The sequence below is a fragment of the Rothia uropygialis genome, assembly GCF_004137765.1.
Taxonomy (GTDB): Bacteria; Actinomycetota; Actinomycetes; order Actinomycetales; family Micrococcaceae; genus Rothia.
In genome coordinates this window covers 187,256-206,607 of sequence record NZ_NOIS01000005.1, presented here as the reverse complement: position 1 = coordinate 206,607, position 19,352 = coordinate 187,256, and the positions used below count along the sequence as shown (strand labels likewise).

At 60.6% G+C, this 19,352-nt stretch carries 9 protein-coding genes; 3 read left to right on the top strand and 6 right to left on the bottom strand.

Going from position 1 to position 19,352, the window contains the following annotated elements; all coding sequences use genetic code 11:
- The first annotated feature begins 36 nt into the window (after positions 1 to 36).
- Positions 37 to 1,503, top strand: coding sequence for a GntP family permease (locus tag EWV35_RS12015; protein ID WP_165168560.1), 1,467 nt, complete (start codon positions 37 to 39; stop codon positions 1,501 to 1,503).
- 103 nt (positions 1,504 to 1,606) lie between these two features.
- Here the strand turns inward: EWV35_RS12015 and EWV35_RS12010 are convergent, their stop codons facing one another.
- Entirely contained in the window at positions 1,607 to 3,124 is a 1,518-nt protein-coding gene (locus EWV35_RS12010; protein ID WP_129662219.1) for an aromatic amino acid ammonia-lyase, read from the bottom strand.
- A gap of 102 nt (positions 3,125 to 3,226) precedes the next feature.
- On the opposite strand from EWV35_RS12010, the gene EWV35_RS12005 reads away from it, so the two are divergent.
- Positions 3,227 to 3,883 (top strand): IclR family transcriptional regulator, encoded by a 657-nt coding sequence (locus EWV35_RS12005; protein WP_129662217.1) that lies wholly within the window; start codon positions 3,227 to 3,229, stop codon positions 3,881 to 3,883.
- Positions 3,884 to 3,950: 67 nt separating this feature from the next.
- Positions 3,951 to 5,267: an MFS transporter gene (locus EWV35_RS12000; protein WP_129662215.1), complete on the top strand. Its 1,317-nt coding sequence runs from the start codon at positions 3,951 to 3,953 to the stop codon at positions 5,265 to 5,267.
- Here the strand turns inward: EWV35_RS12000 and EWV35_RS11995 are convergent.
- The 5 genes from EWV35_RS11995 to EWV35_RS11975 form a co-directional block, all read right to left on the bottom strand.
- Positions 5,227 to 6,075 carry a 4'-phosphopantetheinyl transferase family protein gene (locus EWV35_RS11995; RefSeq protein WP_129662213.1) on the bottom strand — a complete coding sequence of 283 codons (849 nt, stop codon included), beginning with the start codon at positions 6,073 to 6,075 and terminating at the stop codon, positions 5,227 to 5,229. The genes EWV35_RS12000 and EWV35_RS11995 overlap by 41 nt on opposite strands.
- Entirely contained in the window at positions 6,072 to 6,869 is a 798-nt protein-coding gene (locus EWV35_RS11990) for an ABC transporter permease (RefSeq protein WP_129662211.1), read from the bottom strand. Before EWV35_RS11990 ends, EWV35_RS11995 begins: the two co-directional genes overlap by 4 nt.
- Positions 6,866 to 7,855, bottom strand: a complete 990-nt coding sequence (locus EWV35_RS11985; protein WP_129662209.1) for an ATP-binding cassette domain-containing protein — start codon at positions 7,853 to 7,855, stop codon at positions 6,866 to 6,868. Before EWV35_RS11985 ends, EWV35_RS11990 begins: the two co-directional genes overlap by 4 nt.
- A complete protein-coding gene (locus tag EWV35_RS11980) occupies positions 7,852 to 8,061 on the bottom strand; it encodes an MbtH family protein (protein ID WP_129662207.1) in 210 nt (69 codons plus the stop codon). Before EWV35_RS11980 ends, EWV35_RS11985 begins: the two co-directional genes overlap by 4 nt.
- A 112-nt stretch (positions 8,062 to 8,173) precedes the next feature.
- Positions 8,174 to 18,826: a non-ribosomal peptide synthetase gene (locus EWV35_RS11975; protein WP_129662205.1), complete on the bottom strand. Its 10,653-nt coding sequence runs from the start codon at positions 18,824 to 18,826 to the stop codon at positions 8,174 to 8,176.
- Positions 18,827 to 19,352 lie beyond the last annotated feature (526 nt).

Below are 19,352 nucleotides of genomic sequence, written 5' to 3'. Positions count from 1 at the left end.
CTAGCCAACAAGTGAACTCGTCTGTACGGTGTGTTCATGATCACTGACACACCCGCATACCTTGTCGCGGTCCTGCTCTGTGCCATCGTTGTGTTGATCTTTCTGATCAACTGGCGCACCAAGCTTCATCCATTCCTGGCCCTAGTCGTCGTCGCCTTCCTGACGGCACTGGCCGCCGGTGAACCGCTGAGCGAGATCCCGGAAACATTGACAGACGGTGCCGGAAGCATCTTGGGCGAAACCGGCATCGTGATCTTCCTCGGCGCGATGTTGGGTCGGCTGTTGGCCGACTCCGGGGCTGTAGCCCAGATCGCGGACACCATTCTTTCCCACAGCTCCCCGAGGGCTGCGCCATGGATCACTACTCTGGCCGCTTTTGTGGTCGGAATTCCGATGTTTTTCGAAGTCGGGCTGGTCGTCCTGATGCCGGTGATCTACTCAGTGGCCTTGCGCCTTGAGGTCCAGTCAGGTCGCCCAAAGATGTGGTACCTCAGAATCTTGATGCCGGCCATCGCCGCGCTGTGCTGTTTGCACGGAATGGTCCCGCCCCACCCAGGTCCGGTCATCGCCGTCGACGGACTCGGAGCCAACATCGGCACGACCATCCTGCTCGGGCTGGTATGTGCGGTACCGACCGTCATACTCTCGGGGCCGGTCTACGCCAAACTCGTCGCACCCCATATAAAGCTCGAGCCGCCGGAGCACCTCGTCAAGCAATTCACCGGCACGGACCTCGAAGAAGCTTTTGCCGCTGAATCGTCTACGAAGCCGACAGGGTCAGTGGCAAAACAGCCCTCGGAAGACGTGGCCACGGCGGTCGTTGAGGTATCGCCGGCTAAAACTATGCCTAGTGGACTCGCGGTCGTGTGTATCTTGGTTCCGGTCATCTTGATGCTGGTCAACTCTGTGGTCTTGCTCTTCGCCCCCGACTCTCACCTGGACACCATCACGGAAGCTTTTGGTAACCCTGCGGTCTCCATGCTGGTCGGTGTCCTCTTCGCGTCCGTGATTGTTGCTTATCAAGCGAAGATTTCCGGCAAACAGATCCGTAAATCTTTGACCAGCAGTATGGGCTCTGTGGCCAGCGTCGTCATGATCGTCGCAGGTGGGGGCGCGTTCAACCAAGCCTTGCAAGACTCAGGCATTGGGGACGCCATCGTCGATATCACCTCGTCCCTCGAGCTGAACCTTATTTTCCTGGGTTGGTTTATCGGCCTACTTCTGTCCTTCTGCACCGGTTCGGCCACTGCGGGTATCGTCGCCGCCACCGGAGTGCTGGCACCGCTCGTCGACGGATATTCGGATCCGTACACAGCACTCATAGTCATAGCCATCGGTTCCGGAACCATCGGCCTCAACTGGGTCAACCACTCGGGATTCTGGTTCGTGAAAGAAAGTTTTGGCATGACGCTTGGGCAGGCCACCAAGACCCACATGATGGTCCAAACCCTGGTTTCCGTCTTCGGATTGATTTTCGCCTATTTGTTGTCTCTGTTCTTCTGACGACCTACATCCCTTCGCGCGCTGTCGGCCGGATTATCCACAACGCACGCGGATTATGACGAAAACTGGCTTGGGACAGGGCGACTGACGGAATGTGAGATCTTCAGGCCTCGTGAAGAATTCGGCGAGCCAGACCCGTGAGTGCTCGGCTGGCCGAGTCGATGTCCGGGCGCAGATCGTGGTCGGCGGCGACGACGGGTACGGCCTCCCGCATGTGCAGTATCGCGCGGTTGAGCGGGGTAGACGTCGTCCTGCCAAGAAGATCGATGGCTCTGTGGGCGGACAGCAGCTCTATGGAGAGCATCATCTGGTAGTTGTCGGCTGCCCGCTCGAGCTGATCGACCGCTTGAGTTGCGAAACTGGCGTCTTCCTCGGCGCCCTGCGAGAGCACAACGGTGTTCATCGATGCCGGTTGGGCGGCATTTCTCAACTGAGCCATTGCGCTTGCGGCTATGTACTCGAGCATCATGTGGCCGGATGAGCCATCCGTTCCGTCGGCCAAGAATGAAGGCGTACCCGTGTACGCCGGATCATGGAGCATGGTGATGCGGGACATGACCAGGGGTGCACTTTGGGCCAGAGCGAGATCCAGCCCATCGATGGCGAGGCCCAATGAAACCTGGTGGAATCCACCGTGGTGCACTGCGCTCTGCGACTCGAAATCGAAGAGCGGATTCTCCTGGGCCACCGAGGTCAAGGGCTCGACGAGGTTCAATAGCCGGTCCATGGCTTCCACCACGGCGCCCTGGGACTGTATGTAGGCGCGCAGACCGAACGGATCCTGGATTCGGGCCGGCTCCGATTCGTCCTCGAGGAGTTCACGCATTTCTTCCGCGACCCGCGTCGCCGCGGGAATCACGGCGGCGCGGCCTGCTTGGGGTGAAAATGCCTGCCGGTTGGCCCGGACGGCCGTGGCCGAAAGAGCCGCGACAACGCGCGAAGAACGCTCGAGCTCCCGCAGCCGCGCCAAGGACCGGGCCGCCCGAGCCAATGTCAGCGCGCTGCTGCTCATGAACGGCAAAGCGCTGTCTCGACCGAAGGGCACTGTCGCGGCCAATGGCCTCGTGGTCGGGCGTTCCCCGTGCAAGGCCAGTGCAGTCGATGCCAACGCTGCCAAGTCGGCTGTCCCGATGCCTCCTACGGTCCTGATGGTGGGCAAAGCGTCGTCCCGGAGCATTCTTTCCAGGCCTTGGACAATGTCCGGACTGATCCCGCTTCCGGATGCCGCGAGCTGGGACAAGCGAATCGCCAGCATGACTCGGACCGTTTCCGCGGGAACGCCGGAACCTGCGTCGGCGGCGTGACTCCGGAGCAGTCGCAGGCCGTGATCGCCGTCCTGTTCATCTATCTGGACGAATCGATTTGCACCCACACCCGTGGACTGGCCGTACACCGGCTGCCGCTCACTGATCTCACGAGCTTGTCGGTGCTGCCGACGGATCCGGTCGAGAGCCTCCGGCGCGAGACGAACCCCGGCGCCATTGGCAATCCGGTCGATATCGGCAATCGTCAGCCCGGTTCCGTCCACCTGGACCGGCGGGTCCGTATGACCGAAATGACCGAGTTTGTGAGGGTCTTCACCGTGAAATTGCTGGAGATCGGACTGCTCATTTTCGCGCATGCAGCACAGTCTGCCTCAAATTTAAGGTTTTCACTAGACGGTTTTAATGTTTCACTGGGTAAAACTGTTACCTGCATCACCCTTAAGGGTCGAGAGGATCCCATGGCCGAGACTTCGACCCGAACCGTTGAGAGAGCACTCGATCTGCTGGGGATAGTCTGCGACAAGGGCGCTATGACGCTGGCGGAAGCCGCCCGCGAAGCTGAGCTGCCAGTGAGCACCACCTTGCGTCTGCTTCGGACCGTTGAGGCGAGCAATTGGCTCACGCGGGATGACGCCGGGACTTATCGACCGGGCGTTCGTCTCATCCAAGTCGGTGCCCAGGCCTTCAGCGACAATTCCTTGGCCGAGCTCTCCAGACAGCCTATGCAGGATCTGGCGGCCGAAACCGGCGAATCCGTCTACCTGAGCGTCGAGGGGCACGGTGACACGGTCCTGTACATCAGCATTGTCGAAGGCAGCCATTCGGTGCGACACGTCAGTTGGGTCGGGCACACGATCCCCGTAGAAGGATCCGCCGCCGGAAGCGTTCTCCAGGGAAAAACCCCGGAGGAGGGTTACCTGGTTTCGGAGAACATCGTCGAGGAAGACGTCACCGCCATCTCGTCACCCGTCTACGGGGGAGACAGACCCATCGCGGCCATGAGCATCCTGGTCCCCACCTACAGATCGACCAAACAGAAAACCAGAAGCTGCGGGGCACTTCTGCAGCACGCTGCCTCCGAAGTTTCCAGGAGACTGCGCACCTCGTCGCAATAGAGCAGGCCAACACCACACAGCTTCCCGCCAAATTGTCGCGGGCCCGTACGAGCGATCAGGAATTCGAATGGTAAAGATATCGGACGTACCCACGACGCAGGCCATAGATGAGATCCCTTTCAACAGATTTCACCTGCGAGTAACCGTCATGACCTTCGGTGCCAATTTCACCGATGGGTACATACTGGGCATGATTGGGGCACTCTTGCCCGCTCTGACAGCGGGCTGGTCCCTCACCGGTCTCGAATCCGGATTGCTTGCCAGCTCTGCGCTCATCGGTTTGTTCTTCGGCAGCCTGGTCCTTGGACGCGTCGGCGATCTCATCGGGCGTCAGCGGGTCTTCGTCCTCAATTTCGTGATCATAACGGTCGCCTCGATCCTGCAGTTCTGGGCCGACGGGTTCCTCAGCCTTTTCATCCTGCGCCTCGTCATCGGCTTCGGGCTCGGCGCGGACTACGCCGTCGGACCAACGTTGCTCTCCGAATTCTCTCCGAGGAAGTCTCGGGGCATGATGTTGTCTTCGCTGACCGTCATGTGGACCGTCGGATACGTCGCCGCCAACGTCCTGGGAAGTCTCTTCCTCACGGGAGAAGAATCATGGCGGGCACTGCTTGCCAGCGGTGCCATCCCCGCACTCCTCGTGCTGGTGGTCCGAATCGGCGCCCCCGAATCTCCGGGGTGGTTGATCAGCAAGGGCCGCATCGAGGAGGCGCAGAAGATCGTCGGCAAATATCTCAAGGCAGAAATCTCGGCGACGGACTTGGCCGCAAACGCCAGCCCCGAAGAGAGCCATGGTTTTCGCGAACTCTTTGCCTCGGGTCAAGCGAAGTACACCTGGTTCGGCATCGTGTTCTACAGTGCGCTCGTCCTTCCCTACTTCGCCATTTACACGTTCATGCCCACGATCTTCGACAACCTCGAGGTATCCGACGGGCACGTGCAGGAAGTGGTCTTGAACGTTTTCCTCCTCTTGGGCGGGATCGCCGGACTATGGTTCGTCCAAAAGTTCTCGCGGCGAGGTGCGACGATCATCTCGTTCCTGGTCCTCACGGTTTCGCTCGTCCTACTGGGGCTGCTGGCCCACGGATCCGTCGTCGTGCTCATGATCCCGTTCGTCGTCTACACCTTCGTGATGTCTGCGGCGTCGAACCTGACGCAGGTGTACCCGGCCGAGTTGTTCCCCACCAGGTTGCGCGCGACCGGTGTAGGACTGCTCAATGCTCTGAGCCGGATCGCTTCCGCTGCCGGAACTTTCATTCTGCCCATCATGTTGACGGCGTGGGGTATCTCGTGGTCGATGTTTGCCCTGGCCCTCGTGCTTTTGATCGGTCTGCTCTTCACCATCAAGTACGCCCCGGAGACCTCGACGAAGCATTTGGTGTAGACCGTATCCCCGGGGCCCGCGAGGTCCGCCGGCCTTGGAGCAAGTCCTGGGTGATGTCATGGATATCCGCGGGCTGGCTGGTCGCCACGGCACTGACCGGACCAGCTACCGCCGGTAGAAGGCACACAAAAAGCCCTCGAACGTTCGGGCTCTGAGCCTCCGCGACGAGCTGCCACGTCAATTCGGTTGCGCACTGGTTGCCCCTCCAGGTAGTGGTCCTGTCCGAGGGTTCAAGGAGAACTCTGTTCATGGGATGCTCCAGACCGACGCCGGCGGCTTTCAGTACCGCCTCCTTGGCAACCCACACGGCCAAACGGCTATGCAGGCGTGCCGACTGCGAACCTGCAACCGAACTACCTGCTTGCACGCAGGCCATGCTCTCGGCAGGGTGCAGCACGTGATCGTCGAAGCCGGCAAACAAGTGATGGGGGGCCGCTTCGACGTCGACGCCCAAAGGGGCCTCCGAGGCATCGGCCCCAACCAGCACCGAGGATGCCGAGCTGGATGTGCTCAAGCTGAGACCCGCAATGGACGGTTGCCCGTGGGGCCCTCCGCAACGGTGGCATGAACGATCGATGGACAGGGCCGGTGCCTCCCGCGCGGACTGGCCGCGCAGGTGAGCGGCCAGCAGGCGCAGCGACGCCCGTGAACTGAGCGTTCGGAAACGGTCCAATGGATCACGACGCCGGTCCGCATGCTCCCGATCCTCCGCAGAGGCAGCTGCCTCCAGCTCGTCGGGGGACAGGCCACCCCCTGGAGAAGAACCTCGAGCCAATTTCTCGCAGTCGAACCGCAGGATTGTGATCATCGACGGCTGATGTTGCGATACTGTGCCGCGGCAATAGGCGCGAAGACCGCGATGATCACGGCACAACACACAAACGCATACAACATGGAATTCTGGGCGGGCCAGCCGGTGGCAACCTGGAAGTTCTCCGGAGGCATATTTCCGAACCCATGACGGGCCGCCGTGGCGACCGCGGTTACGGGGTTCCACTGTGCGAAGCCTTGCAAAGAGGCGGGTAGCATGTCGGCCGACACGAACGCTCCGGATATGAAACAGACAGGGAAGAGCCACAGCAGACCCAGGCTCTGCGCGACTTCGACACTCCGGGCCGTCATCGCGATAACGGCTCCCACCCATGAAATAGCGAATGTGTACAGAACCAGCAAAACCAAGGTCAGGACAACCTGCAGCGGGTCGCCGTTGATGCGCCAGCCGATAGCCGTTCCGCAGATCAGAATGATCACGATCGACACCATGCTGGTCATCAAATCTGCCCAGACTCGCCCCAGGATGACGCCGATTCGCGACATCGGCAGGACTCTGAACCGATCGACCATGCCCTGGTGCAAATCCTTGGCAAGATACACGGCCGTGAAAGAGGAATTGAACGTCAAGGTTTGAGCGAGTATCCCGCCGATCAGGAACTCCCTATAGTCCTTCCCGCCGAGGGCTCCGCCGAAGACGAAAGCCAGGATCAGTACGAAAATGATCGGCTGCGCGAAGCCGGTAACCAGGGCGCCAGGAGTTCTCCTCAGGGTCGTGAGGTTCCTGCGAGCGATCGTTTTGCCGTCGCGGATCGTCGAGAGAGCACTCATGAAAGGGCCTCATTTCGGATAGGATCTTCGTCGAGGTTGTCAGGGGGAGACGGCGCGTCGGTGGGTTTACCCGTTATTTGCAGAAACACTTCGTCGAGTGTGGGTTGACGCAGTCCTGCTTCGGTGATGTCCACTCCGCGATGGCCCAGCACACGGAGTACGGAACGGAGGCTCTCGGTGCCCATAGGCGCTGGTGCCGTGGCGCTGAGTGCCTTCTCATCAAAAGAACCCTCCAAGTCGCACTCCGCAAAGGCTTGCCGGATCGGATCAAAAGCTTGATGAGGGGACAACCGGATGTCGATCCTCGGGCCTCCGGCCTTGGCTTTCAGCGCTTCAGAGGAACCCTGGTCCACAATCCGACCGCTGTCGATGACCGCTATGGAATCGGCCAACACGTCGGCCTCTTCAAGGTATTGGGTCGTCAACAGCACAGTTGCTCCGCTCAACGCCAGAGCGGAGATAGCCTGCCATGTATCGCGACGTCCACGAGGGTCCAGCCCCGTAGTGGGTTCGTCCAGGATGACCACCCTCGGTCGAGCAACGATGGCCCCGGCCAGGTCCAACCTGCGCTTCATCCCGCCGGAGTAGGACCCCGCCAGTTGGCCGGCGGGAACGTCATCGAGCCGGAATTGCTCCAGAAGTTCTTTGGCCCTCGAACGTGCCTGACGTCGCGCCATTCCGTAAAGCTCTCCCACCAACTGCAGATTCTCGAAGCCAGTGAGCTTTTCGTCAATAGCTGCGTACTGCCCTGAAACACCCAATCGAGCTCGTACCGCTTGCGCCTGTCGATTCACGTCCTTGCCATCAATGAATGCATCTCCGGAACTCGGAACCAACAAGGTGGTCAGTATTCGCACGATCGTCGTTTTGCCGGCACCGTTCGGTCCAAGCAGACCCTGAATCGTGCCGGCAGGGACTTCCAGACTGACCCGGTCCAGAGCGCGAAATGTGCCGAACGTCTTCGTGACCTGGCGTAAGGAAATCACGATTCGCCCAACGGGGCAGTCTGCCGCGGAGTGATGTCTGTCCAGTTTTTCTCTATATAACTCAGGCAGTCAGCACGCGGCGCGGGTCCGAAGACGACTACCCATCCGTGCGGTACTTCTGCATGCTCCGGCCACAGCGAGTGCTGCTGGAGATCATTGACCAGAACACGAAAATTCGCGTCCTCGCGATCGAAAGGATTGGTCATGTTGTTGCTCCTCTGTCCAATAGTTGGGTTGGTTTTCGCGTCAGGGCGCCGAACCGACGATGTGCGCAATCGGCACGTTCTCGACGGGGCCGGGCGGTAGAGGCATGTCGGCTCATGAGAAGGACGGCTCCGTGAGGCACAGCTCGAGATCTAGATCCGGTCTCATGATCTGCAGCGCGTGCTCACCGAGCATCTGACCGTGTGCGACCGGAACAGGACGGATACTTAATTCACCGGTCACGAAGGGGCGCCAAGCATCCGGGGACGGCCTGTCCTCGGGGACGTCCTTCGTGGCTTCGAAGACCAACATGTCTCCCGAGAAGGTAGCGATCTCTGCGTCGTCCAGGAGGCTCGCGGCGCGATGGAAGCGTTGGAGCAAAAGCTCCATGGTTTCCTCGGGCAACGAACCGAATGGGTGGTCGTGCTGCCGGAAGCATTCTCGGACCGTACCTGCTGACAGCTCCCGAGGGAGATGGTCCGTGATGCCATTGGCCGACAAAAAGCCGCGCCACACGTCGTCTCGGTCGGTCAGCCCGGCCGTGGAATCCGACGAAGGATAGGCATCCAGTACCGCCAGTGTTCTCACCTCGTCACCGTCCCTTTGAAGTTTGGTCGCAATAGCCTGCGCGAGACGGCCACCAAAGGACCATCCGATGAGGTGGTAAGGACCGGTGGACTGCTCTTGGCGGATTCGTCGAACGTAACTGTCAACCAACTCGCCGGCGGAAGAGGGTTCGAACTCCTCCGAGCGCTCTGATGCGATCCCCGGCATCTGCAGACCCAGAATCGGTCTCTTCATTCTCAAATGCGTGACCAAGGACGAGTAGGACCAACTCAAACCGCTGGCGGGATGCACCGCGAAGAGCGGTTCGCCTACACCGTGATCCCGGAGTGGCAGAACCGGACCGAGACTCTGCTGCAATGAGGTTTGGCCCGACTCCGCCAGGCCCGCCAGGGATTCTGTGGTCGGTGCTTGGAAGAGAGCCTGCACCGGGAGCTCAGTCGACAGGGCTTGGTTCACGGCATCGACTGCCGCCTGAGCGACGAAAGAATGCCCTCCGAGCTCGAAGAACGAGTCGTCTGCAGCAATGTGCTCTATGCCAAGGACCTGACCGAAGGCTGCCGCAACGGCCTGTTCAGCATGCCCCCTGGGATCACGCCCTACGCTGGCGCGGGTACGAGGCTCCGGTAATGCCTGGTCATGAATTTTCCCGTTGGGGGTCAACGGAATTTCCTCGATCACATTCACGGCGCTGGGAACCATGTAGTCGGGTACCTGGCGACGGAGCTCAGCGATCAGCTCGACTTCGAGCTGGGAATCGGTGCGCTCCGGGCGCTTGCCGGAATCCGGAACAACCCAAGCGAGAAGAACCGTTCCCCGGGCCGAGGGTCGAGCCCGGACGACCGCCTGTGCGACCAACGGACTGGATCGCAGCACGTATTCAATCTCCGTCGGTTCCACGCGATAGCCTCTGATCTTGACCTGGCTGTCCGAACGACCGCGGACCCTGATGCGCGGTTGATCATCCTCGGCCGACTCACGCACGGTCACCAGGTCTCCCGTCCGGTACATGCGACTGCCATCGGATGCGAACGGGTTGGCGACGAAAGCCGCGGAGGTTGCTCGGGGATCCCCAAGATATCCTTGGGCCAGCTGCGCACCGGCGATCCACAGCTCGCCTACGGAACCATCCGGAACGGGCCGCAGGCGCTCGTCAAGGACATACGCCGTAGTGGCCGCGGTCGGCGGGCCCACATATGGAGAGGGCGCCTCCGTGATGGCCCCGACCAGGCAATCGACAGTAGCTTCCGTAGGACCATAGAGATTCCAAGCACGGGTGGAAGGACGCTCTCTCAGCCACGTCCACAGTCCCGGGTCTATAGGTTCGCCACCGATCAACAAGACGAACGGGTCGTCGAGTCCGTGCCCGTCGAGGTATTTTTCCAGGCCTTGGCCCCCGGTGAGAGCGGTGATGTAGCTGGGAGTGCTTTCCCAAGCCGTAATGTGGTGTTGGGCGAAGTACTCGAGCAAAGACTGTGGGTTGCGGCGCGTGGAATCGTCAATCATGTGCAACTCATGGCCTGAAACCATCCAGAGCACAGGATCCATGGCGGCATCGAACCCCACTCCGGTCGTGTGCGCGATCCGTTTTCTCTCGGAATCCTGCCGTGGCAAGACGGTCGAGCGATGTGAAGCTAGCAGGTGAGAGAGGGCCGAATGCGGAACTTGAACTCCTTTGGGTTTGCCCGTGGTTCCGGAGGTAAAGACCGTATATGCAGTCCGGTCCTGATTTGAAAGGCCGCGTGGCTCAGAGACCCGGACTCGATGCCGAGGGTCAAGAAGCTCCGCCAGGTCAACGAAGCGGGGCGAGGTACGCTCTGCACCGTCTGTCGAGGGCGACGTCGAGCCGGCGTCGAAGAAACCGCCGATGTCTCTTCCGGATGATGCGGCATCCTCGTGGGACGAGTAGGTGGAGAGGAGCACCAAGCTGCTTCCGGAGCGGGTGAGCATTTCCGCTATGCGCGCGTCCGGCATGGTGATGTCCACGGGCAATGCGCTCGCGCCGACATGCCAGATTGCCAGCAGGACGGCCACGGTCTCGATCGACCGGGGAAGGCATATCGCGACGACGTCCCCGGAAGTCACACCGTAGGCTTGCAAACCTTTCCGGAGGTTGCGGACGTGTTCGTCCAAGTCCGCATAAGTCATCGACCTCGATCCGGCTACGATCGCCGTGTCTCGCGGTATTCTTCGGACCGTTTCCGCGAACGTGTCCACCACGGAAACTGGGGATTCATCGGTTGGCCAGGGGGCCAAGGCCGTCGCGGTTCCATCCAAGGACACGGCGTTGATTTTCCTGTCCGGATCCGTGGTGACTTCCTCCAGGTAGGTCCTCCACTGATCTACCAATCGTCGAGCCGCATTGCGCGTGAACATCGCGCTGTTGTATTCCAACACTCCGTCTACCGTGGCGCTGTCCGTCCGGGGCCGGAGAGTAAACGACAAATCGACCTTGGCGCTGCCCGTGGTCTCCGATTCCAGGACGGTTGCGGTAACGCCGGGAAGATCCAGCGTCAGCTCAACTGGTTGCTCGACCGAAAGCATGGTTTGGAACAAGGGATGACGTCCGAGCTGGCGCTCCGGATTGTGCGCCTCAACGATTTGTTCAAACGGCACGTCTTCTGTTTCGAGAGCTTCCAGCGTCACTTCTCTCGCCGAGGCGACGGCGTCCGCGAACGTGGCCTCCTCAGGGTCTGTCCTGATCCGCAAGGGGAGCGTATTGACGAAAAACCCCATGAGGTCCGCGACGTCATGGTCTGCGCGGCCGGCGGATGGCGCTCCGATCACCACGTCCTCGCCGGCACCTATTCGTTGCAGGTAGGTGGCCAAAGCGGCAAGCCACGTGTGGAAATCGCTGGCTGACTGGGAAGAGGAGACCTGAGCGAGGCTGGTGGCCAGCGTGGCCGGTATCTCGAAATAAAGTTGGTCCGCTGGCTGCTCGGCACTGTTTCGACGAGCGCCCGAGGACGGGAGGGACAGCTCGGCGGGTGCTCCGGCCAAGCGCTCGACCCAACGCCTCAGGTCCGGATGCTGCAGCCTGCCGTTGCGGGTAAGCTCGGCCTGATCGGAGGCCTCACGGCGTGCAACATCGGAGAACTGGAGGTCCTTCCGAGACTGTACGCCGGCCGTTCCACTTTGTCGGGCTCTGTAACTTCGAGACAGGTCATCGGTCAGCGGCCGCAGGGAAGCTCCATCGGTGGCGATGTGGTGGATGATCAGTTCCAAGCGCCATGTGTTCGTTCCGGTGGGCACAACAGCCGCGCGGATCGGAAGCTCGTTTGTCAGGTCGAAGCCGGATCCGTAGTCCAGCGGCCGGTCGCTGACCAGGTCCTCGGGCACTGGGTTCACGCGTTGAACGGGACTGCCCGCGACCTTCGGAAATGTGGTTCGAAGAATCTCATGGCGTTGAACTACATCGCTGATCGCTCCGGTGAGATCCGCGGTATCCAGATCGCCCTCGAGGCTGACACGCAGGAGAACGTTGTATTCCGGAGACTCAGGGTGCAGTTGGTTGAGGAACCACAATCGCGATTGACCCAGACTCAAGGGTACTTCCGCCGCATGATCCTGCGGGTGTGCATCGACCCACGCGCCCAATCCAGCCGACCGGTGGGTGTTCGCCGACCCGTTCTCGGCGGTTACGTTGCTTTCCCGGATGGGTGGGTGGGATGAGGTTTGTCCGCTAGAAGTCAGCCATTGCGAGGGCGTCGGTGCTTCGAAGACCGCCCTCAGGGGGATCTGCAGCCCGAGTTCGTTTTTGAGTCGGCCGACCAGGGTCACTGCCAACAGTGAATGACCGCCCATGGCGAAGAAATCGTCGTCGAGGCTGACGGCATCCACGCCGAGGACCTGTGCCGTGAGGGCACATACGGCTTGTTCCCTTGTCGTTTGTGGAAGGGAAGCCCCGTGATGGGTCTGGGGCTGGGGGAGACGAACGACGTCTACTTTCCCGTGAGAGGTCAGCGGAATCGACGCGATATTTTGGATCCGTGCGGGAACCATGTAGCTGGGCAGTTGAGCCTGAACCTGCCGGCGAATATCCTCAGGATCGCCTTCGCCCACTATCCACGCCGCCAATTGTGCGGTTTCGGAATCACCCGGAGTGACAAGGCGTACGACCGCGGCTTGGACGCCCTCCGTGTGCCGGAGCACGGATTCCACCTCGGTTACTTCGACCCGGTAACCACGGAGCTTCACTTGATCATCCTCACGGCGAAGGAATTCCAAGGCCCCGCTGGGGTCTCGCCGCACCACGTCGCCGGTGCGGTACATCCGGGTGCCGTTGCCTCGTGGATCCGCAACGTAGCGTGAGGCGGTCTCGGACGGCCGATCCACGTATCCGTGGGCTTCTGAATCTCCGTGGAGATACAGTTCTCCCTCGACCCCAGGAGGAACGGGCGCCAACGTATGGTCGAGCACGGAGTAGTACACGTTGTTGATCGGCTTGCCCAGATGCGGACGGGTACCGGCGATTTCCCCCAGGAGCGCGTCAACCGTGAATTCGCTGGGACCGTAGAGATTCCAGCCGTGGATGAACGGGGCTTCGGCGATGCGTGCCCACAAGGAATCGGATACGGCCTCGCCCCCGAGAGCGAGAGTCACCTGCTTCCCGTGGGTCTCCACGGAAGCTGCCAGGCCGAGCGCAAGCAATTGTTGCGCATAGGAAGGCGTGGTTTCCAGAACATCCGCGCCACCGACCTGGTCGAAGACCTCGCTCGTACCCTCAGGTTGATGTTCCGCATCAGCCTCTGCACGGTGACGGACAGCCGGTGCTGCCGAATCTCGAGTGAGCGCATCCAGGATCATTTCTGCATCCACTCGCTGGGACTCGGTCGGAATCAGGAGGGTAGCCCCGCAGATGAGCCAAACAACAGGGTCCCAGGCGGCGTCGAATCCCATACCCGTGACGTGCAAGACGCGAGGCAACCGTGGAGCCACCGCGCGCTGGTGAGCGCTGACCAGGCCCTTGTGATGTTGGGTCAGTAGGTTGTTCAGAGCCCGATGTGGGACTTGGATCCCTTTCGGAGCCCCGGTGGTCCCAGAAGTAAACACCTGGTATGCCACGTCCTCGGGCGAAGGCAAGGGAGGCAAAGTGGTCTCGTTACTGGCGCGCAGGTCACCTATGGTTACCTGCCGCGATAAAGTTGTGAGACCGGAACCGCCCGTGTCCGGCACGAGCGGAGCAGCGTCATTGCTTTCGGTGATGATGAGCCGAGGCTTTGAGGCCTCTGCGATTCGAGCAATGCGTGCCGCGGGGTAGGTCACGTCGATAGGGACCGCCACGCCACCGGAGCGCAAGACACCGAGCAGAGCAATGATGGAGTCGACGCCGCGTGGCAGAGCGATCAGCACTGCGTCGCCGCGTTCAATACCGTGGGCCATCAGTGCAGCCGCTACACGGCGGATTTCTGCGGCCAGCCGGACATAGGTGATGTGTTCGGAACGATCGGCCACCGCAAGATGCCCTGAGTATTGCTGTGCGGTGTTTTCGAACAACTCGAAGACAGATTCATGAGCGGGCGTTCTCAGACCGTGTGAGAGATTCTCCATCCAACCCGTGGTTTCGGCGTCAAGAGCCGTGAGCTCGGAGAGCCGGTAATGCGAGTGCTCGACGAGGGCGGCCAAAACCCGATCCACAGCATCCATGATGCGTTGAGCCGTGGGCTCGTCGAACAGCGATTCGTCAAACCCCAGGACAGCATGCACGTCTCCGGACTCTCCGTCCGGGGTGCTGAAATCAAAGAGCAAATCCGCTTTGACTCCGGCGCTGACGCGTTGGGGAGGTACGGTCACTTCGATGTCTTGAAGCTCCACTGCGGCAGCCGGAGTGTTCTGCATCGTGAGCAGCACCTGAAAAATCGGGTGCCGTTGCGGGTCTCTCCGCGGGTTGACCGCATCGACCACGGTGTCGAACGGGAGGTCTTGATGGGCGTAAGCGGCAATATCCGTCTGGCGGACACGTTGGAGTGCCTCGGAAAGACTCGGATCCTGATCAAATCTGGTGCGCAAAGCTATCGTATTGACAAAGAACCCCACGAGGTCCTCGACCTGAGGATCGGTGCGTCCGGCGACCGGGGTGCCCAAGACGATGTCGTCGCCGGCTCCGTATTGTCTCAGCGCGACCGCGACGGCCGTTTGCAGGACCATGAACAGGCTGCTCTGATTCTCGGCGGCGATTTTTCGCAGGTTGTGATGCCGCTGGGCATCAATTCGCAGCAGCAACTCTCCGACGCCGTTCGAGGTGCTCTGATCTTCGACCTCGTGGTCGGCCGCACCGGTCGTAGAACCGGTCAGGCCTGAGGTCCGGGGCCGATCCCGAGGAAGAGCCATTTCCTCAGGCATGTTGCTCAACTCGGATACCCAGAACTGCACCAGCTCGTGAGCCGTGCTATCAGGGTCGGTGGGGTCACCCAACTGTTTCCGCTGCCACAGGCTGAAATCCGAGTAGCTGACTTTGGGCGAAGCCAGCGGGTCGTTCTTCCCGGAATTCCGCGTGAAATATGCGGTGGACAAATCTCGGGCGAACGGCGCGAGGGACCACCCGTCTGTGACGATGTGGTGCATGACCACCATCAGTGTATGGCGATTTTCTCCGGTTTTTGCCAACACGGCCCGCAACGGAACTTCGTTGGCGATGTCGAAGGGCCTCGTTGATTCTTCGTGTATGACGTGGTCAAGCTGTTGAGGTGGGATCTCTACGCTCGTGAGTCGGGGCCGTCCTGATTCTTCGTCGAGCACCTGCTGGATCGGCTCGCCCTCGGGCGAGGGAAACACCGTGCGCAACGGCTCGTGCTTGACGACTACGTCCGACAAAGCATCCTTGAGAGCCCTGACGTTGACGGGCCCTGTCAGATGCAGAATAACGGGGACGTTGTATGCCGCTGAGGAGGGTTCGAGCTGGCTGAGGAACCACAGGCGTCGCTGGGCCGGCGCAACCGGGATGGTCTCTGGGCGCGCCTCTCGTTGCAAAGCCGGCGTGCCGGTGCGAGGCCCGGTGCCCTCGATCTGTGCTGCCAATCGCCGAACAGTCGGGTTCTCGAAAATGTCTCGTACCGCGACCGGAACCTGGGTCCGGTCCGAAACCAGTGCCGCCAGCTGAGTCGCCAACAAGGAATGTCCGCCGGCGGCAAAGAAATCCTCGTCCACGCCGACAGACTCGGCCGGGAGACCCAGAACCTGTCCGAATGCTTCTGCCAGTTCAATTTCTGAAGCGGTCCGAGCCTTCCGGGTCGCGGTTGGTTCCGTTGCTTCCGGGGAGGGAAGGCCCTGACGGTCGAGCTTGCCGTTGGAGGTCAGGGGGAGGGCGTCCACGATGACGATCTGGGCGGGGACCATGTACCCGGGCAGGGTCGAATGAAGGTGATTTTTGACGGTTTGGACGTCCAGCGGTTTCCGGGCATCGCTTCTGGGCCCGGTTGCCAGATAGCCGACGAGCCGAACGTTTTCCCCGTGGTTGCTCACCAGTACGACTGACTGGACGATTCCAGGGATATTCTGAAGGGCTTCTTCTATCTCACCGATCTCGACCCGGTACCCCCGGATCTTGATCTGATCGTCGGCTCGCCCCAAGAACTGTATTGTGCCGTTGGGGCGGCGTCGGACGAGGTCGCCCGTCCGATACATCCTCGACCCGTCCGCCCAGAAGGGGTCCGCTACAAAACGGGAGGCGCTCAGCCCGGGTTGCCCCACGTACCCGCGGGCCAGGTTGAGGCCGGCCAGGTACAGCTCGCCTGTTGCGTGAGGTCGAGAGAGGTTCATGTTGGCATCCAGGATGTAATGCCTGGAGTTGCCTACCGACGTACCAAGATGGGGTTCTTCCCCTGGGCTGATGACGGTCAGCATACTGTCAACGGTCGCTTCGGTGGGGCCGTACAGATTCAAAACCGTGGTGTCGTTCAGTGCGGCCAATCGGTGCCACAATGAGGCACTGATCTCTTCGCCACCGACGGCCACTGTTGAAGGATGCCCGTCGCTTTCGAAGAGCCCCGTATCCAGCAGGGCCTGAACGAAGGTGGGCGTGGTTTCCACGAAGTCGATGCGCAGATCGTGAAGGTGCTGTGCCAATCGCTGCGGGTCCCTGCGGGTTTCGTTATCGACCATGACCAGCTCGTGCCCCGCGAACAACCACAGTATCGGGTCCCACGCGGCGTCGAAGGACAAGCCGGCAGTATGGGCTATCCGCGCATGCCGGTGAAGTTTGTGCGCAGTCGGGTCGAACAACTCGGTACGGTGCTGTAGGAGCAGGTTTGCCAGGGACCGGTGCTCGACTCCGACTCCCTTGGGGCGACCGGAACTGCCGGAAGTGAAGATGACATAGGCCAAATCGTCGGCAGATACCCGCGGTAGATCGCGAACATCGGCGCTTTGGTCTTTCCACGAAGTGTCGGAGTCCACGACCACGGTCGGCAGTGTCCAGGTCGCGCCGGACTCACGATCCGCAGTGACCTGTTCGCGGGTGGTCAGAAGGAGGGCTGGGTTCGCGTCCTCAAGCATTCCGTTGACACGCTCAGTGGGGTACTCCGGGTCCATCGGCACATAGGCACCGCCGGCTTTAAGAACCGCGAGGATGAGCAAAGGCAGCAGAACACCGCGTTCAATACGCACCGCCACGGGCTGACCCGTTTGAAGACCCGAACTGCGCAGATAGTGTGCCAATTGGGTGGACTTCGATTCCAGCTCACCGAACGTCAGCGAGCCTTCCGGGCCGGTGACGGCGGTTCGGCGTGGTCGGGCACTGGCTGCTTCCGCAAATGCGCCCATGACGGGCTGTGGTTCCACCGACTGGGCCGGTCCTTGACCCTGTGACAACAGCTCGCCGGTCTCGTGGGGATCGGTGCTTCGCAGCCGACCGACGACCTCGTCCGGAGCAGTTCGCAGGGCGAGGGCGATGAAATCACGCAAGGCTGAGCCGTGCTCGGCCAAGAGCTCGGGCGAGTACAACTGCGCATCGCCTTCGAGAACGAGCGCTGGTTCCGCTGCTGCGCTGTCCAATCCTGCAAGGACTATCGAAAGGTCCTTGACGGGCCCGGTCGAGAGGATATGAACCAAACCTGTGATCTGACCGAAACGCAGATCACCGATCATCGGAAGAAGGTTCACGGACGGGCCGGTACGAGGGGGAGCGGAATCCAACGATTCCAACCTGAAACGCTGATGCTTGAGCACTTTGCGCAGGGCCGTTCCCGTGGTTGCAAAGAGTTGTTCGAGAGTCAACGAGGCTGAAGTGTCCACAAAGAGCGGCAGAACGTTGGAGAGCATCGCCGGGGTGGATTTGGCCACCCGTCCCGAACGCGCCGTTACGGGCAATCCTAGGCTGACGCGGCCCTGTCCGGTGTGCTGCGAAATATACAACGCAATAATACTGACGATGGTTTTGGGCAGATTCCTGCCAAGGTCCCGGAGCTGCTGACTCTGTTCGGGGGAAAGCGGAATCGTCGCTCGGGTGACTTCATGCGCGACACCTTTGACCGTGCCTTCCAGCCCCTCCGCAGTAACGTCTCTGCTTGATTCTTCGCGCCAGAAATACCTGTCTTCTTCGTATTGGTCGGAATTCTGGTATTCCTCCAGGGAATCCAATAAATCGTCATGGCTCGGGAATACGCGCTGATTTTTCCCCACCTCACGGGAATCGTCCCTCAGGGTTTTCTCATCGATTTGCCCGGACGAGAATTCCTCGGAAATCTGGGAATAGACCTCGGCGAGGTGCTTCACGATCATCACGGCCGAATAACCGTCGGCCATGATGTGGTGTACGCGGAGGAAAAACATGGATCTGCCCTCGGGCAATTCGAACACGGTGGTTCCGAAGAGATCGGGGCCGGTCATATCCCTGGGGGTATTGAGCTGTTGATCCATGAGTTCTTTGGCTTGCTCTATCGCGTTCGACTGACCCATGTGGCGCAAGTCGACGACGTCGAGTCTCTGGGCGAGCGGTTCTGGCGGCTCTATGGTCGCGAAAGGACCCCGTTCGTCCTCGTGAAAACGCATGGACAGCGCGTCGATGTCACGCATGGATCGCGCTATGGCGATGTTCAGAACGCTGGGATCTGGGATCCCGTCCAGATCGAGGTACTGCCCGATCTGGTAATGAGGGTTTTGGGTGTCCAATTGCTGCGCGTACCAAATACCGTACTGAGCAGGCGTCAATTTCATCCGTTCATTGTTGGTGAGCGGAAGATTGGCTTGAGCCGTCTCAGGTGACATACGGATATACTCCAAAATCGGTTATTCGGTTGCAGGTCGAGGTGCTATTACTGGAACTGCCCTATCTGGAGGCCGTTCAGAAGGCCCCCAAAATCCACTAACGGGCCGTTGACGAGCGTCAATTGTGTGAGCGCTAAATGGTCCAAGGTGGTTTGCAGGACGTCACCGGTAGCTGTGACCAGGGCGGTTAACGGCATGTTGTGCTCCATAGCTTGTGTGAGTGCCATTGGCCTGATCGATTCGTCGAAAAGGCTTCACGGCCGGATTACACAAGGTATTCGGAGGCCGAGGTGACATTGGATTGCCGATTGACGAAAAGATTGGTTCAGCACGGGCGAGCCGTGAGATCCCGCCGCTGAGCCGACCGGGCTTATTCGTCCACGGTTCGAGCGGGCGTGTGGCGCGCCCATGGACGGAGAAGACCGATGAGGAGGGCGCGCCGGGGCGGAACCGACCCAGCGCGGAGCGCTATCTCGGCCGAATGGAGAATCCGGGCGGTATAAGTCTCAGAACCCGCCTACCGACC

Bases quoted from the DNA above. Each gene is read 5' to 3' on its own strand.
- EWV35_RS12015 (WP_165168560.1), top strand. From the start codon at position 37: ATGATCACTGACACACCCGCATACCTTGTCGCGGTCCTGCTCTGTGCC.
- EWV35_RS12010 (WP_129662219.1), bottom strand. From the start codon at position 3,124: ATGCGCGAAAATGAGCAGTCCGATCTCCAGCAATTTCACGGTGAAGAC.
- EWV35_RS12005 (WP_129662217.1), top strand. From the start codon at position 3,227: ATGGCCGAGACTTCGACCCGAACCGTTGAGAGAGCACTCGATCTGCTG.
- EWV35_RS12000 (WP_129662215.1), top strand. From the start codon at position 3,951: ATGGTAAAGATATCGGACGTACCCACGACGCAGGCCATAGATGAGATC.
- EWV35_RS11995 (WP_129662213.1), bottom strand. From the start codon at position 6,075: ATGATCACAATCCTGCGGTTCGACTGCGAGAAATTGGCTCGAGGTTCT.
- EWV35_RS11990 (WP_129662211.1), bottom strand. From the start codon at position 6,869: ATGAGTGCTCTCTCGACGATCCGCGACGGCAAAACGATCGCTCGCAGG.
- EWV35_RS11980 (WP_129662207.1), bottom strand. From the start codon at position 8,061: ATGACCAATCCTTTCGATCGCGAGGACGCGAATTTTCGTGTTCTGGTC.
- EWV35_RS11975 (WP_129662205.1), bottom strand. From the start codon at position 18,826: ATGTCACCTGAGACGGCTCAAGCCAATCTTCCGCTCACCAACAATGAA.